The sequence below is a fragment of the Actinokineospora lacus genome (assembly GCF_053813445.1).
In genome coordinates, this window is the sequence record NZ_JBQERA010000002.1 from 758,909 (window position 1) to 773,308 (window position 14,400).

The 14,400-nt window shown below is 73.0% G+C and carries 14 protein-coding genes; 9 read left to right on the plus strand and 5 right to left on the minus strand.

Annotated elements, in window-relative coordinates; translation table 11 throughout:
- Positions 1-81: 81 nt before the first annotated feature.
- Entirely contained in the window at positions 82-639 is a 558-nt protein-coding gene (locus tag ACTG9Q_RS07920; protein ID WP_455571958.1) for an N-acetyltransferase family protein, read from the minus strand.
- A 72-nt stretch (positions 640-711) separates the two neighbouring features.
- Between ACTG9Q_RS07920 and ACTG9Q_RS07925 the strand changes: the two genes are divergently transcribed.
- Positions 712-1,659 (plus strand): EamA family transporter, encoded by a 948-nt coding sequence (locus ACTG9Q_RS07925; RefSeq protein WP_455571959.1) that lies wholly within the window; start codon positions 712-714, stop codon positions 1,657-1,659.
- Positions 1,656-2,873, plus strand: coding sequence for a winged helix-turn-helix domain-containing protein (locus ACTG9Q_RS07930; protein WP_455571960.1), 1,218 nt, complete (start codon positions 1,656-1,658; stop codon positions 2,871-2,873). The genes ACTG9Q_RS07925 and ACTG9Q_RS07930 overlap by 4 nt, the downstream gene beginning before the upstream one ends.
- A gap of 19 nt (positions 2,874-2,892) precedes the next feature.
- Here ACTG9Q_RS07930 and ACTG9Q_RS07935 read toward each other — a convergent pair whose 3' ends face one another.
- Positions 2,893-3,768, minus strand: coding sequence for a DUF4097 family beta strand repeat-containing protein (locus tag ACTG9Q_RS07935; protein ID WP_455571961.1), 876 nt, complete (start codon positions 3,766-3,768; stop codon positions 2,893-2,895).
- 43 nt (positions 3,769-3,811) lie between these two features.
- Positions 3,812-4,324: a toxin-antitoxin system HicB family antitoxin gene (locus ACTG9Q_RS07940; RefSeq protein ID WP_455571962.1), complete on the minus strand. Its 513-nt coding sequence runs from the start codon at positions 4,322-4,324 to the stop codon at positions 3,812-3,814.
- 125 nt (positions 4,325-4,449) lie between these two features.
- Here ACTG9Q_RS07940 and thyX point away from each other — a divergent pair, with 125 nt between their 5' ends.
- The 7 genes from thyX to ACTG9Q_RS07975 all read left to right on the plus strand — a co-directional run bounded on the left by thyX (position 4,450) and on the right by ACTG9Q_RS07975 (position 10,905).
- The gene (gene thyX, locus ACTG9Q_RS07945) at positions 4,450-5,202 is read left to right on the plus strand and encodes an FAD-dependent thymidylate synthase (protein ID WP_455571963.1); all 753 of its coding nucleotides are present in this window, start codon (positions 4,450-4,452) and stop codon (positions 5,200-5,202) included.
- The gene (locus ACTG9Q_RS07950; RefSeq protein WP_455571964.1) at positions 5,199-5,582 is read left to right on the plus strand and encodes an ACT domain-containing protein; all 384 of its coding nucleotides are present in this window, start codon (positions 5,199-5,201) and stop codon (positions 5,580-5,582) included. The genes thyX and ACTG9Q_RS07950 overlap by 4 nt, the downstream gene beginning before the upstream one ends.
- 67 nt (positions 5,583-5,649) lie before the next feature.
- A complete protein-coding gene (locus ACTG9Q_RS07955; RefSeq protein ID WP_455571965.1) occupies positions 5,650-7,149 on the plus strand; it encodes a serine/threonine-protein kinase in 1,500 nt (499 codons plus the stop codon).
- Positions 7,150-7,176: 27 nt separating this feature from the next.
- On the plus strand, positions 7,177-7,797 hold the full coding sequence (locus ACTG9Q_RS07960) for a TIGR03085 family metal-binding protein (RefSeq protein WP_455571966.1): 621 nt from the start codon (positions 7,177-7,179) through the stop codon (positions 7,795-7,797).
- An 84-nt stretch (positions 7,798-7,881) separates the two neighbouring features.
- Entirely contained in the window at positions 7,882-8,895 is a 1,014-nt protein-coding gene (gene dapA, locus ACTG9Q_RS07965) for a 4-hydroxy-tetrahydrodipicolinate synthase (protein ID WP_455571967.1), read from the plus strand.
- The gene (locus ACTG9Q_RS07970) at positions 8,892-10,583 is read left to right on the plus strand and encodes a ribonuclease J (protein ID WP_455571968.1); all 1,692 of its coding nucleotides are present in this window, start codon (positions 8,892-8,894) and stop codon (positions 10,581-10,583) included. Before dapA ends, ACTG9Q_RS07970 begins: the two co-directional genes overlap by 4 nt.
- Positions 10,584-10,665: 82 nt before the next feature.
- A complete protein-coding gene (locus tag ACTG9Q_RS07975; RefSeq protein WP_455571969.1) occupies positions 10,666-10,905 on the plus strand; it encodes a DUF6480 family protein in 240 nt (79 codons plus the stop codon).
- An 83-nt stretch (positions 10,906-10,988) separates the two neighbouring features.
- Here ACTG9Q_RS07975 and ACTG9Q_RS07980 read toward each other — a convergent pair whose 3' ends face one another.
- Positions 10,989-13,244 carry a SulP family inorganic anion transporter gene (locus ACTG9Q_RS07980; protein ID WP_455571970.1) on the minus strand — a complete coding sequence of 752 codons (2,256 nt, stop codon included), beginning with the start codon at positions 13,242-13,244 and terminating at the stop codon, positions 10,989-10,991.
- A gap of 190 nt (positions 13,245-13,434) precedes the next feature.
- The gene (locus ACTG9Q_RS07985) at positions 13,435-14,394 is read right to left on the minus strand and encodes an EamA family transporter (protein ID WP_455571971.1); all 960 of its coding nucleotides are present in this window, start codon (positions 14,392-14,394) and stop codon (positions 13,435-13,437) included.
- Positions 14,395-14,400 lie beyond the last annotated feature (6 nt).

Sequence of the window (14,400 nt, forward strand, 5' to 3'; positions counted from 1 at the left end):
CGGTCCCCCCTGACGGCTACCCTCACCCGAACGCTACCGGACACCGTGGCCCGACGTGCGCGAATCCGGACCGGGGGACGGCTACTCCAGGGTGAGCGCCACCGGGCCCGTGAACCTGATCTCCCGCAGCGGGCGCCCGCCCGCGTCGAGGGTGCGGAGGATGCCGTCGGGGGTCCAGCCCGCCTTCCCGAAGAAGCGCCTGCTGGGTGTGTTCTGCTCGGGGGTCCACGCGATCGCCCTGGTCGAGCCCGCCTCCCGCAGGGCGGCGGTGGCGTGGGCGAGGAGCCTGCCACCGTGGCCCCGGCGGCCCCAGCGGGGCTCGACCATCAGGGTGGCGATGAGGCCGACGGTGGCCGCGTCCGGCGCGGGGATGCCGTTCGCCGCCGCGGATTCCGACTCCGGGGACGGGCCCGCGCTGCAGAAGCCCACGATCCACGGGCCCTCGGTGGCGACCAGGACCGTGGCGGGGCCCTGCTCGATGGTCTGGAGCCACTGGGCGGCGGCGGTCTCGGCGTCGAGACCGGCTATGACATCGGGTGAGAGGATGTCTGCGTAGCCGGTCTGCCAGGTCAGGACCTGGAGCCGGGCGATTTCCACGACATCGGCGGGCAGGGCGGGTCGGACGGCGGCGTCGGCCATGGGCGGGAACCTATCGGACGCCTGTCGAATAACCGGCATACAAGTGTCGGTGGTTCGTGCGAGGCTGCGGTCATGCCTTCGAGGAACTGGTTGGCGTGGTCGGCGCTGGGCGTCGTCTACGTCGTGTGGGGGTCCACCTACCTGGGTATCCGGCTCACCCTGGAGTCGATGCCCCCGCTGCTGTCGGCCGGGTTCAGATTTCTCGCCGCGGGTCTGCTGCTGGGTGTCATCGTCGTGCTGGTCGCCGGACCGCGGGCGCTGCGGATGACGTGGCCGCAGTTCGGCACCGCCGCCCTGGTCGGCCTGCTGCTGCCCGCGTGGGGCAACGGGCTGGTGGTGGTCGCCGAGCAGCACGTCGCGTCCGGGCTGGCCGCCCTGCTGGTCGCGGCGATCCCGCTGTACGTCGTCGTGCTGCGGCGGATGCTGGGGGAGCGCCCGCCCGCGGTGACGCTGGTGGGCGTGGCCATCGGGCTGGTCGGGCTCGCCGTGCTGCTCTCGGGCGGTCCGATGGCGGGCACCCACGGCTCGGCCTGGTACGGCCCGTGGCTGGTGCTGCTGGCGGCGCTGGGCTGGTCGATCGGCACGGTCCTGAGCACCCGGCTGCCGACGCCGCCGAACCCGTTCTCGCTGGCCGCGGCGGAAATGCTCGTCGGCGGGGCGGCGCTGACAGTAGGTGGCTGGATCGCGGGGGAGACCTTCTCCGTCGACGCCGTCACCCCGACCGCGTGGGCGGCGTGGGCCTATCTGGTGGTGTTCGGCGCGTTCGCGTTCAGTGCCTTCGTGTTCGTGCTGGGGCGGCTGCCGGTGTCGACGGTGGCGACCTACGCCTACGTCAACCCGGTCATCGCGGTGGTGCTGGGGTACTTGGTGGCCGATGAGCAGTTCGGGGTCTGGCAGCTGGTCGGCGGCGCCATCGTGCTGGTCGCGGTCGTGCTGGTGGTGCGGGCCGAACGCAGGCCCGCGCCGGAAGTGTCGGTGCCGTCGGGCACGATCCCGGAAACCAGTGAGGGGCGCAGATGACCGAGACCATGACCTCCGCCGCGGCCCGGCGGACCGCCCTGGCCGCCCAGGGCTTCGCCGAGGCCCGGCCCGCGGGCGCGCCCACCCGGCGGCACCTGGCGAAGGTCCTCTCCCGGGTCCGCCTGCTCCAGCTCGACTCGGTCAACGTCGCCGTGCGCGCCCACTACATGCCGGTGTTCTCCCGCCTGGGGTCCTACGACCAGGCCATCGTGGACGACGCCGCGTGGCACCCGTCGGCCCGCAAACCCCGGCTCCTGGTGGAGTACTGGGCGCACGCGGCCAGCCTGATCCCGGTCGAAGGCTGGCCCTTGCAGCGCTGGCGGATGCGCTACTACGAGACCCGCTACGCCGATTTCCTCCGCACCAGCGGCATCGACACCTCCGGCCTGCTCGACGACATCCTCACCGCCGTCAAGGAGATGGGCCCGATCGGCGCGGGCACCCTGGAGACCGTGCTCGGCGGCGGCGCGCCCCGCCCGCGCGGCGGCTGGTGGAACCGCTCGGAGGTCAAACACGCCTGCGAGTACCTGTTCGCCGTCGGCGCCCTGACCACCGGCACCCGCCGCGGCTTCCAGCGCCTCTACGACCTCACCGAGCGCGTCATCCCCGCCGAGGTCATCGCCACCGAGGTCGCCGACGCCGACGCCGCCCGCGCCCTGATGCGCGAGGGCGCGATCGCCCACGGCGTGGGCACCGAGTTCGACCTGCGCGACTACCACCGCCTGCCCCCGACGATGGCCCGCACCGCCCTGCTGGAACTGGTCGAGGCGGGCGAGCTGGTCCCGGTCACCATCCCGGGCTGGCGCCACCCCGCCTACCGCCACGCCGACGCCCGCACCCCGCGCGCTGTCCGCGGCCGCGCGCTGCTGTGCCCGTTCGACCCGCTGGTCTGGGAACGCGACCGCACCGAGCGCCTGTTCGGCTTCCACTACCGCATCGAGATCTACACCCCGGAACCCAAGCGCCAGTACGGCTACTACGTCTTCCCCTTCCTCCTCGACGGCGCCCTGGTCGGCCGCGTGGACCTCAAGGCCGACCGCGCCGCGAGCGCGTTACGCGTCAACGGCGCCTTCTCCGAGTCCGGTGTGGACACCACGGCGGTCACCGCCGAACTGGCCGCCGAACTCCGCGAGATGGCCGACTGGCTCCACCTCGACACCGTGACCCTCGGCGAGCGCGGCGACCTCATCGCCCCCCTCGCCCGCCACATCTGAACCGCGCCTAGGACAGGCCCTAGCCCGCCTTGTGCACCAGGACGGAGCCGGAGCCGGTGCGGCCGGTGACGCGCAGGGGCGGGGTGGTTTCCGGGCGTTTCTGGGTCACCGGGATCTCGCTGCGGGCGGTGCCGGAGGTGGAGGTCAGGTCGAACTCCGCCGGGCCCGCCACGGCGACGCGGAGGTTGCCGGAGCCGGTGGTGAGCTCCAGGTGGCCAGAGACGGCGTTGGTGATGGTGACGTCGCCGGTGCCGGTGCGGATCTGGAGGTCGGCGGAGACGGTGCCCAGGCGGATCTCGCCGCCGCTGGTGGCCACTGTGGTGGGTCCGCCCAGGGCGGCGACCTCGACGTCGCCGCTGCCGGAGCGCAGGTGGCCGCCCGCCGGGGTGGGGCCGAGGCGGATGGCGCCGGTCCCGGTGGTGGCGCGGACGGCGCCGGTGGTGTCCTCGACGGAGATCTCGCCGTCGCCGGTGCCGATCTCCACGCGGTCGGCGCGGCCGGTCACGGTGACGTTCGCGGCGCCGGTCCTGGTGTTCACGGTCGACCCGGCGGGGGCGTGGACCACCACGCCGACGGGCATGGCGGTGAGGTGCTTGCCCTTGGCCGAGCGGACCGACAGGACGACGGCGGCGAAGTCGACGCGGGCCTGGGCGACGGCCTCGGCGGCCAGGTCGACCGGACCCTGCTCGCCCAATTGGGAACCGACCCACGACATCAGGGTCGTGATGCTCTCGGCCCACGGGTTGGCCTCGCCGGGCGCGGGGCGGATCTCGACGTCCACGCCCGGCTCGTCCCGCAGGCGCACCTCGACGCTGCCCGAACCGATGGCGATGGAGACCTCGACCGGGCCGTCGGCCTCGAACGAGACCCGGCGGACGGTGTCAGCGGCGGTCATCGGCTTCCCCCAAGCGTGGGTGCGGACAGGTCGACTCGGGCGGTCATCCCTCGTACCAGCCCTGCACGCGGGAGCCACCCTTGGCTCCGGTGCCGCCGGACCAGCCCTGCCCGCCCGCCCAGCCGGAACCGCCGCCCCAGCCCTTGCGGCCGGAGAGCGCGCCGTGCAGGGCCTGCTGGACGAACGTGTTCAGCGACACGCCCTGCGACGCGGCGGCCTGCTCGGCCTTGGACTTCAGCTCCTCGAACAGCCGTAACGTCATGCGGCTCATGTCGCCCTCGGTCGGGGGCGGATCGGCGGGGGCCTGTTCGTGCGCGGTCCCCGAGACGACCACCCGCACGTCGCGGCCCACCAGGCGGACGTCGACCACCTGCTCGGACAGGGAGGCGGTGACCTCGGCGGCCAGGTCGGCCAGGGCGTTCATGATCGCCAGGCGGGCGGCGGGCTCCAGCGCGGCGGCCAGCGCGCTCGCGGCGCGGCGGGTGCTCTCGTCGCCGACGGAGGCCGCCGCGGTCAGGTCGTCGCGCAGCGAGGTGATGTACGGCGTCAGGTCCATGACACCACTATGACACCATTCACGACACCGTGCCACCGAGATCTGGTGTCGCGGTGACGGCAAATCAACTCGCTCGGCCCCAACGCCTAGGCTGACCGGCGGAATCACGGAGAAGGGGCGGGTCAGTGGCCGAGACGGTGTCGCCGAAGGTGCAGCTCATCGCGAAGACGGAGTTCTTCCCCCCGTCGGACGTGCCGTGGACGACCGACACCGACGGCGGCCAGGCGCTCGTGGAGTTCGCGGGCCGCGCCTGCTACCAGTCGTGGACCAAGCCGAACCCGGCCACGGCCACCAACTCCGGCTACATCAGCCACATCATCGAGGTCGGCCACCTGTCCGTGCTGGAGCACGGCAGCGTGACCTTCTACCTCAGCGGCATCTCGCGCTCGCTGACCCACGAGCTGATCCGCCACCGCCACTTCTCCTACTCGCAGCTCTCCCAGCGCTACGTCCCGGAGAAGAACGCCGCGATGGTCGAGCCGGACGTCATCGCCGAGGACCCCGAGCTGCACGCCCTGTTCCTCGACGCGGCCCAGGCCAGCCTCGACGCCTACAACGAGCTGCTCAAGGGCCTGGAGTCGAAGTTCGCCGACGCCCCGAGCGCCACCCTGCGCCGCAAGCAGGCCCGCCAGGCCGCCCGCGCGATCCTGCCCAACGCCACCGAGACCCGCATCGTGGTCACCGGCAACTACCGCGCCTGGCGCCACTTCGTCGCGATGCGCGCCACCGAGCACGCCGACGTCGAGATCCGCGCGCTGGCCGTCGAGTGCCTGCGCCAGCTGCACAAGGCCGCGCCGAACGTGTTCGCCGACTTCACCATCTCCGCGCTGGCCGACGGCACCGAGGTCGCCTCCAGCCCGATGGTCACCGAGGGATGAACCGACTCGTCATCGACGTTGTGGACGGTGACTACACCGTCGCCCGCCTCCCCGCGGGCACACCGGTCCCCACCGAGTTGTTCACCGCGCCGGGCCTGGTGTCGGTGACCAGCACCGCCACCGAGGTCTCCGTGGTCGCCCCGAGCGCGCACGCGCCCGACGGCGGGCGCGCGGAGCCGGGCTGGCGGCTGCTGACCGTGCGCGGGCCGCTGGCGTTCAGCCTCACCGGCATCATGGCCGCGCTCGCGGGCGTGCTGGCCGCCGCGGGCGTGCCCCTGTTCGCGGTGTCCACCTTCGACACTGACCACCTGCTGGTCCGCGCCGTTGACCTGGACCGGGCGGTGGCCGCCCTGCGCGAGGGCGGCCACGAGATCAACTGAACCAGGGGAACCGTCCACCGGGGGCCGGGGTCTGACCTACGATGCCTCGCATCAGCAGGAGGTAGACGTGTCCCAACAGTCAGGTCCCGTGGTGAACCAGCGGATGATCGCGGGCCGTTACGTGGTGCTCAACGAGCTCGGCCGCGGCGGCATGGGCGTGGTCTGGCTCGCCGAGGACACCACCATCGGCAGGCATGTGGCCATCAAGGAGCTGCACCTGCCCGAGGGCGTCCCCGCCGCCGAGCGCCTGGTCTTCGAGGAGCGCGTCCTTCGTGAGGCGCGCACGGCGGGGCGGCTCAACGACCCCGCCGTCGTCACGGTGTACGACGTGGTGCAGGAGTCCGGCGCGACCTACATCGTCATGGAGCTGATCCAGTCCCCCACCCTGGCCGACGTGGTGCGCGACCGGGGGCCGCTGCCCCAGTCCGCCGTGGCCCACCTGGCCGAGCAGCTGCTCTCCGCGCTGGAGGCCGCGCACCGGGCCGGAGTCGTGCACCGCGACGTCAAGCCGAGCAACATCATGCTGAGCGCCAACAGCCGCGTGAAGCTGACCGACTTCGGCATCGCCCAGTCCGTCGACGACCCGAGGCTCACGACCAGCGGCCTGCTGATCGGCTCACCGGCCTACCTGGCGCCCGAGCAGCTGCGCGGCGAGGCCGCCAGCGCCGCCTCGGACCTCTGGGCGCTCGGCGCGGTGCTGTTCTTCGCCGTGGAGGGCTACTCGCCCTTCGAGCGGTCCAACACCGCCGCGACCATGCACGCCATCCTCAACGAGGTGCCGTACCTCACCCGCGGCTCCGGCGCGCTCGCCTCGGTCATCACCGGCCTGCTCAACGGCCACCCGCAGGCGCGGCTGACCGCGAGCCAGGTCCGCGGCCTGCTCAGCCACGTGCAGACCGGCCCCCACACCGGCCCGACGGTGATGGGCCAGATGGGGATGGGCCCGGCGGGAATGGGGCCTGCGGGGATGGGCCAGACGAACATGTACGCGGGCGCGGTCCCCACCATCGCCGCCCCCGCCTCGCAGCGGAGCAGGCGAGGCGGCCTGCCCTGGCAGGTCGCGCTGGCCCTGACGCTGGTCATGGCGCTCGCGGGCGTGGTCGGCGGCTACTTCCTCAACAACGCCGTCAACGCGCCGGTCGAGGGCGCGGTGCTCATCAGCTCCCTGACCTACGGCCCCAACGGCCAGATCCGCGAGTTCACCCTCAGCGACGGCTACTGCGGCCAGGGCGCCATCCAGGAGGGGTCGGCGTTCTCCGGCTACACCGCCTGCGACAAGGACCACGACGTCCAGGTCTTCGGCCACCTCACGATCAACGGTGAGCGCGACTACGTCTCCGCCGAGCTGACCGAGCTGGGCAAGGGCTACTGCCTCTGGCTGTTCAAGTCCGGCCGGGTCGACCCGGCGAAGCTGCCCGAGCTGACGCCCTCGGTCCTGGTCCCCTCCCGCGACGCCTGGGAGGCCGAGAGCGACGCCGACGGCGCTGCCAGGACCCTGGTGTGCCTGCTGAGCAGCAAGCAGCCCGGCCGGGCGCTGGGCAGCTCGCACGTGGTCGAGGAGAACTGAGGAACCTACCGCCGGTAGGGTGGGGCCATGAGCGTCGCCAGGGACGAACGAGTGCTGCTGTGCGACCTGTTCGCCGAGGTCGGGCCGGACCACCCCACCCTGTGCGGGGGGTGGACCACGCGGGACCTCGCCGCGCACCTCGTCGTGCGCGAGCGCAGGCCGGACGCCGCGGGCGGCATCCTCCTCAAACCGCTGGCCGGGTACCTCGAGCGCGTCCAGCGCGGGGTCGCGGCGAAACCCTGGGACGAGCTGGTCCGGCTGGTCCGCACCGGGCCGCCGGTCCTCTCGCCGTACGTGCTGCTGGACGGCCTCCTCAACACCACCGAGTTCTTCGTCCACCACGAGGACGTCCGCCGCGCCCGGCCCGGATGGGAACCGCGCCCCGCCGACCCCCGGCGCGACGCGGCGCTGTGGACCGCGGTGGGCAGGGTGGGCCGGATGATGTTCCGCCGCAGCCCCGTCGGCGTCGCGCTGCGGACTCCCGACGGCCGCGAGACGATGGTCAAGCGAGGCCCCAACCCGGTGTCGGTCGTCGGCGCTCCCGGCGAGGTGCTGCTCTTCGCGTTCGGCCGCGACCACGCGCGGATCGACTTCGACGGCGAGCAGTCGGCCATCGACGCCGTGCGGGGTCTGTCGCGGGGCATCTAAAAGCGACACACCCGCCCGCGAAATACCGACACCGCCCCCGGTGGCCCGAGTCGCCGCCATAACAACCAGGTAGCGTCACACCCCATGACCACATGTCCCACCGCCGCTCCCGGCAGACCGTTCGGCCGGGTGCTCACCGCCATGGTCACCCCGTTCGACGCCGACGGCGCGGTGGACCTCGACCGCGCCCAGCACCTCGCCCAGCACCTGGTCGACCTCGGCAACGACGGCCTGGTCGTCAGCGGCACCACCGGCGAGTCGCCGACCACCAGCGACGCGGAGAAGAGCGACCTCCTGCGCGCGGTGGTCGAAGCGGTGGGGCACCGCGCGACCGTGGTGGGCTCGGTCGGCACCTACGACACGGCGCACTCGGTCCACCTGGCACGCGAGGCGGAGAAGGCGGGCGCCCACGGGCTGCTCGTGGTCACCCCGTACTACTCCCGGCCCCCGCAGGCGGGCCTGCTGGCGCACTTCACCGCCGTGGCCGACGCCACCGGGCTGGGCGTCATGCTCTACGACATCCCGCCGCGCTCGGTCGTGCCCATCGAGGTCGACACGCTGCGCAGGCTGGCGGAGCACCCGCGCATCCAGGCGGTCAAGGACGCCAAGGGCGACCTGCTCGCGGGCAGCGAGGTCATCGCCTCCACCAACCTCGCCTACTACTCCGGCGACGACGCCCTGAACCTGCCGTGGCTGGCCATCGGCGGCGTGGGCATGGTCAGCGTCGTCGGGCACGTCGTGGCCGGACGGCTGCGCTCGATGGCGGACAGCTACGAGCGCGGCGACGTGGCCGCCGCCCGCACGATCCACAATGGACTCCTGCCGGTGCTGCGCGCGTTCAGCCGGGTCGGCGGGGTCATCTTCAGCAAGGCCGCGCTGCGCCTGCGCGGGGAGAACGCGGGCGACCCGCGCCTGCCGCTGCCCCCGGCCACGCCGGAGGAGTACGCCGCCATCGCCGGTGACCTCGCCGAGGGCGGGGTCCCGCTGGCCGACGCGCCGCCGTCGCACCAAGCCGCGGCCAGGGTCGCCCACGTCGACGCGGCCGCCGCCTACATCGCCACCACCACACACACCAGCGCCGGGACGGTTCGCAAGTGACGGCAACACACAAGTGGCCCACCAATCCTCCACCCGCACTGCCTGAGGGCGGACTGCGCGTGGTCGCCTTGGGCGGCATCGGGGAGATCGGTCGGAACATGACCGTCTTCGAGTACGGCGGGCGGCTGCTCATCGTCGACTGCGGGGTGCTGTTCCCCGAGGACCAGCAGCCCGGCGTCGACCTGATCCTGCCGGACTTCCGGGCCATCGAGGACAGGCTGTCCGACATCGACGCCCTCGTGCTCACCCACGGCCACGAGGACCACATCGGCGCCGTGCCGTTCCTGCTGCGGCTGCGGCCCGACCTGCCGATCATCGGCTCGCGGTTCACCCTGGCGCTGCTGGCGGCCAAGTGCCGCGAGCACCGGCTCGACCCGAAGATGCGCGAGGTCAGCGCGGGCGACCACGTCAGCTACGGCGAGTTCGCCTGCGAGTTCTTCGCCGTCAACCACTCCATCCCCGACGCGCTCGCCGTCGGCATCCGCACCCCGGCGGGGCTGGTCCTGCACACCGGCGACATCAAGCTCGACCAGCTCCCGCTCGACGGGCGGCTGACCGACCTCGCGGGCTTCTCCCGCCTCGGCGACGACGGCGTCGACCTGTTCCTGGTCGACTCCACCAACGCCGAGGTGCCCGGGTTCGTCACCCCGGAGCGCGAGATCGGCCCGGTGATCGAGGGCGTCATCTCCCGCGCCGAGCAGCGCGTCATCGTCGCCTGCTTCGCCAGCCACGTGCACCGCGTGCAGCAGATCTACGACATCGCCGCCGCCCACGGGCGCCGGGTCGCGCTCGTGGGGCGCTCGATGGTGCGCAACATGGGCATCGCCGCCGACCTCGGCCTGCTGACGGTGCCGCCGGGGCTGCTCGTCAACCTCGACGAGGCCATGGCCATGCCGGAGAGCCAGGTCGTCTTCGTCTCCACCGGCTCCCAGGGCGAACCGCTCTCGGCGCTGTCCCGCATGGCGCGCGGTGAGCACCGCCAGATCGGGATTCGGCCGGGGGACACCGTCATCCTGGCCAGCTCCATGATCCCGGGCAACGAGACCGCCGTCTTCGGCGTGGTCAACGGCCTGGTCCGGCTGGGCGCGCACGTGGTGCACCAGGGCAACGCGAAGGTGCACGTCTCCGGCCACGCGGCCGCGGGCGAGCTGCTGTTCCTGTACAACGCCGTCCGCCCGTCGAACGTCATGCCCGTGCACGGCGAGTGGCGGCACCTGCGCGCCAACGCCGCGCTGGCGGTGCAGACCGGCGTCCCGCCCGAGCGGGTGGTCATCGCCGAGGACGGCGTCGTCGTCGACCTCATCGACGGCCGCGCGGCCATCTCCGGCCGCGTCGAGGTGGGCCACGTGTACGTCGACGGCCTGTCCGTCGGCGACGTGGGCGAGTCCACCCTGTCCGACCGCCTGGTCCTGGGCGAGGGCGGCTTCATCTCCATCACCGTCGCCGTCGACTCGACCACGGGCCGGGCGATGTCCTCCCCGACCATCTCCGGCCGCGGCTTCTCCGACGACCCGAAGGCGCTGGACGAGGTCGTGTCCCTGGTGGAGAAGGAACTGGCCCACACCGAGGCCGAGGGCATCACCGACACCCACCGCATCGCCCAGTCCGTCCGCCGCGTCGTGGGCCGCTGGGTGGCCGACACCTACCGGCGCCGACCGATGATCATTCCGACGGTCATCCCCGTCTAGCGGGGCCCGTCCAGCCAGGCCCGTCCAGCGGGGTTCGCCCGCCCGCTCGGCGGGCACCCGCAGGCATGGATCGGACACCGCGATGACGGCCATGCCGCCGGACCCCGACCCGGACCGCACGCCCGGCCTTGAGGCCGGGGGTGGGGTCCGGGTCGGGGACACGCCGCCGGACTCGGGGAGCACGACCGAGGGGCTGTCCCAGAAGCAGCGCTACCCCTCGCGCGCCCTGCCGGTGATCACGCTCGTCCTGGTGGCGCTGGTGACGCTGGCCGTGGTGGCGCTGGTCATCGCCCAGGTGACGGGATTGATCCGCGTGATGTGACGCTGCCCCCGCAGCGCCCACTTCCCGCTGTCCGCCCGCCCACCCCGTCCAAAGCGACACGCGCAGCCCCCCAGATCACCGCACTAGCGCGCGGTGAGCACGGCGTTCTTGCCCGGGAGCGGGTCGAACCGGCCGCGGGCCTCGTCGAGCATCAGCAGGGTGCCGCTGGGGATGTCGAAGAACAGCCCGACCAGGCGGACACCGGAGCGCGCCACGACCGGCAGCGAGCGCAGGGTGTCGAGCTGGACGGCGACGTTGACCATGGCCAGCTGGTCCACTTCGGACCACCCTTCCGCCGCGGCCCGCAGGCCGAGCGGGTGGCCGTCCCGCCAAGCGGCGAGGCTCTTGTCCGCCCAGCGCAGCCAGTGGCCGATCGGGTCGTCAGCGGGTCCGGAGTGCACCGCGGTCATGGCACCGCAGCGGGAGTGCCCGCACACCATCACCACCGGGACCGCGAGGTTCTCCACGGCGTACTGCACGCCCGCGTGCACCGACAGGTCGCCGGAGGCGCGCGGGTCGGGGACCAGGTTGCCGATGTTGCGGACGGTGAACAGGTCCCCCGGCCCGGACGCGGTGATCACGTTGGGCATGATGCGCGAGTCCGCGCAGGTCAGGAACATCGCGTGCGGGTTCTGGGTGTCGGCAAGGCGGCGCAGGTGCGGGCGCAGCATCGGCGCGCCGCGGCGGTGGTACTCGCGGGCCCCGGTGACCAGGGGCCGCAGGAGGTGGTCGTCGGCGCGGAGCTGCCGGGGGATGGCCGGCTGCGCGCGCTGCCAGTGCGACCAGGGGGAGAACCAGCGCGGGGTCGGCCCGGCGATCGCGCGCCGCGACCGCGGGCTCGGGCCGCCGATCTCGTCGACGGCCACCGTGCCGCCGTTGCCCTCGTGCGCCCGCCGCCACGCCGCGATGTGGTCGTACGCGGCGTGGTCGAGGTAGTCCACCACCAGCTCCAGGTGCACCGCGCTGCCCTCGGGGACCTGCGCCAGCACCCGCGACAGGCGCGGGACGGACAGGAAGCTCAGCGTGCCCTCCACCACCACGGAGCACGTCGGCCTGCCCTCGGCGTCGGACTCGCCCGCCTCGACGCGCACCCTGGCAGGCACGATGCGGCGCAGTGTCGCCAGCAGCGCGCACGCCAGCCCGATCAGCACCCCCTGCAACAAGTCCAGGAACACCACGCACGACAGCGTCACTAGGTACACCGCCAACTCACCGTGGCGCAGCGCCGACCGGATGTGCTCCCTGTCGACCAGCTGCGCGCCCACCACCACCAGCAGCCCGGCCAGAGCGGCCATCGGGATCTGCTCCACCAACCCCACCAACAACACCGTGAACAGCAACACCCACACCCCGTGCAGCACGGCGGACACGCGCGTGCGCGCCCCGGCCCGCACGTTCGTCGAACTCCGCACGATCACCCCGGTGACGGGCAGGCCGCCGACCATGCCCGAGGCGATGTTGGCGACCCCCTGCCCGACCAGCTCGCGGTTCAGGTCCGTGCGCGCGCCGGGCCGCAGCTTGCTCACCGCCACCGCCGAGAGCAGGCTCTCCACGCTGGCGATCAGCGTCATCGTCAGCACTCCCGCCGCGAACGCGCCCCACTGGCCCTCCGGCAGCGCGGGCAGGTGCAGCGCGGACAGCGGCGCGGAGGGCAGCGAGACCCGGTCGACGGCCAGCGCCAGCGCCGCCACCGTGGCCAGCGCGATCGCCACCAATGGCCCGGGAACCCGGCGCACCGCGGTGGGCGTCCTCGGCCAGAGCAGCAGGAGCGCCACCACGCCCAGGCCCAGCAGGGCCGAGGGCACGTGCGGCGTGAGCACGGCTTCCGGCAGCGACGTCACGTTCTCCCACGTCGACCCGCCGGGAGTGCCGCCGACCAGCACGTGCGCCTGGCTCAGCACGATCGTGGCGCCGATGCCCGCGAGCATCGCGTGCACCACCGTCGGCGAGACCGCCAGCGCGGCCCGCCCGACGCGGCAGGCGCCCAGCACGACCTGCAGCACGCCCGCGAGCACGGTGATGGCGCACGTGGCGAACCAGCCGAAGTGGCTGATCAGCTCGGCGACCACCACCGTCAGCCCGGCGGCGGGCCCGCTCACCTGCAGCGGCGCGCCGCCCAGCAGACCGGCCACGACCCCGCCGATCACCGCCGCGATGAGCCCGGCGAGCACGGGCGCGCCGGACGCGGCGGCGATGCCCAGCGACAGCGGCACGGCGACGAGGAAGACGATGAGGGACGCGGGGACGTCGTAGCGGGCGTTGGCGACCAGCCAGTGGCGGAACGGGCCGCGCCGCGGTGGTGGAGCGTGGGCAGGGCCGCTGGTGCGGGGTGCACCCATGAGAACCTCCTGATATGTCAACGGAATCGGGGTGCGCCGTCGCACACGGACCGATAGCCACATGGTGACCGATCGACCACGGGCTGTCGCGTCCGTCGGGTAAACGTTCCTTTACCGACTCCGGGTTCCGGTGACGCAGAAGAGATCCCGACCTTCACTCCATCGGGGGGTTTCCGAGGTGACTGTGGACTCAGTCGGTGGGTAGTGGTTCAGCGGGTGTGACGGGACCGCGGGCGGCCAGCTGCACCAGCGCGGCGCCGGAGAGCAGCACCGCCATGCCCAGGATCTGGGTCACGCTCAGCACTTCGCTGAGCAGCAGCCAGGCGAGCAAAGTGGCCACCACCGGCTCGGTCAGCGCCAGCACGCTGGCCACGGTGGACGGGAGATGGCGCAGCGAGCTGAGGCTCAGCGAGTACGCCAGCGCCGTGCTCAGCACCGCGACGGCCACCAGCAGCACCCAGACCGGCGGCATCCACGGTCCGAACTCGACGGTCGCGGTGAACGCCGCGACGGGCATCGTCCACGGCGGCGCGACCACCAGCAGGCCCACGGCGCCCACCACCATCCCCCAGGTGACCATCCCGATCGGGTGATGTTCGCCCGCGCCCTTCTCGCCCAGCAGGTAGTACCCGGCCGAGCACACCGCCGCGCCGATCCCGGCGAGGAAGCCGAGCAGGTCCAGCGACAGCCCCGACCACACCTGGGCGACGAGCGTCAGCCCGGCCAGCGCGAGCCCGGTGCCGACCCACGACAGCGCCGGGAGCCGCGTCTTGCGCACGAACCGCACCCACAGCGCCACGAGCACCGGCGAGGTGTACTCCAGCAGCATCGCCACGCCGATGGGCAGCCGGGACACCGCGATGAAGAACAGCGCCTGCACGGCCGCGACCCCGGTGAGCCCGTAGGCGAGCAGCAGCGGCCACTGCTCGCGGCGCACCCGCAGCACCCCGGGCATCACCGCGCCGACCACGGCCAGCAGCACCAGCGCCGCCAGCCCGGCCCGCAGCGCCGCGACCTGCATGGGCGTGAACCCGGCCTGCATGGCGGGCTTGGCCAGCGGCCCCGAGCTGCCGAAGGCCACCGACGCCAGCAGGATGAACGCCGTTCCGCGGGCACGGTGCCGCACGGCCGGTCTCAGGTCGATGGTCATGCGCGA

Excerpts from the sequence above, each read along its gene's own strand:
- ACTG9Q_RS07920 (WP_455571958.1), bottom strand. The coding sequence starts at position 639 with ATGGCCGACGCCGCCGTCCGACCCGCCCTGCCCGCCGATGTCGTGGAA.
- ACTG9Q_RS07925 (WP_455571959.1), top strand. The coding sequence starts at position 712 with ATGCCTTCGAGGAACTGGTTGGCGTGGTCGGCGCTGGGCGTCGTCTAC.
- ACTG9Q_RS07930 (WP_455571960.1), top strand. The coding sequence starts at position 1,656 with ATGACCGAGACCATGACCTCCGCCGCGGCCCGGCGGACCGCCCTGGCC.
- ACTG9Q_RS07935 (WP_455571961.1), bottom strand. The coding sequence starts at position 3,768 with ATGACCGCCGCTGACACCGTCCGCCGGGTCTCGTTCGAGGCCGACGGC.
- ACTG9Q_RS07940 (WP_455571962.1), bottom strand. The coding sequence starts at position 4,324 with ATGGACCTGACGCCGTACATCACCTCGCTGCGCGACGACCTGACCGCG.
- ACTG9Q_RS07950 (WP_455571964.1), top strand. The coding sequence starts at position 5,199 with ATGAACCGACTCGTCATCGACGTTGTGGACGGTGACTACACCGTCGCC.
- ACTG9Q_RS07960 (WP_455571966.1), top strand. The coding sequence starts at position 7,177 with ATGAGCGTCGCCAGGGACGAACGAGTGCTGCTGTGCGACCTGTTCGCC.
- dapA (WP_455571967.1), top strand. The coding sequence starts at position 7,882 with ATGACCACATGTCCCACCGCCGCTCCCGGCAGACCGTTCGGCCGGGTG.
- ACTG9Q_RS07975 (WP_455571969.1), top strand. The coding sequence starts at position 10,666 with ATGACGGCCATGCCGCCGGACCCCGACCCGGACCGCACGCCCGGCCTT.
- ACTG9Q_RS07980 (WP_455571970.1), bottom strand. The coding sequence starts at position 13,244 with ATGGGTGCACCCCGCACCAGCGGCCCTGCCCACGCTCCACCACCGCGG.
- ACTG9Q_RS07985 (WP_455571971.1), bottom strand. The coding sequence starts at position 14,394 with ATGACCATCGACCTGAGACCGGCCGTGCGGCACCGTGCCCGCGGAACG.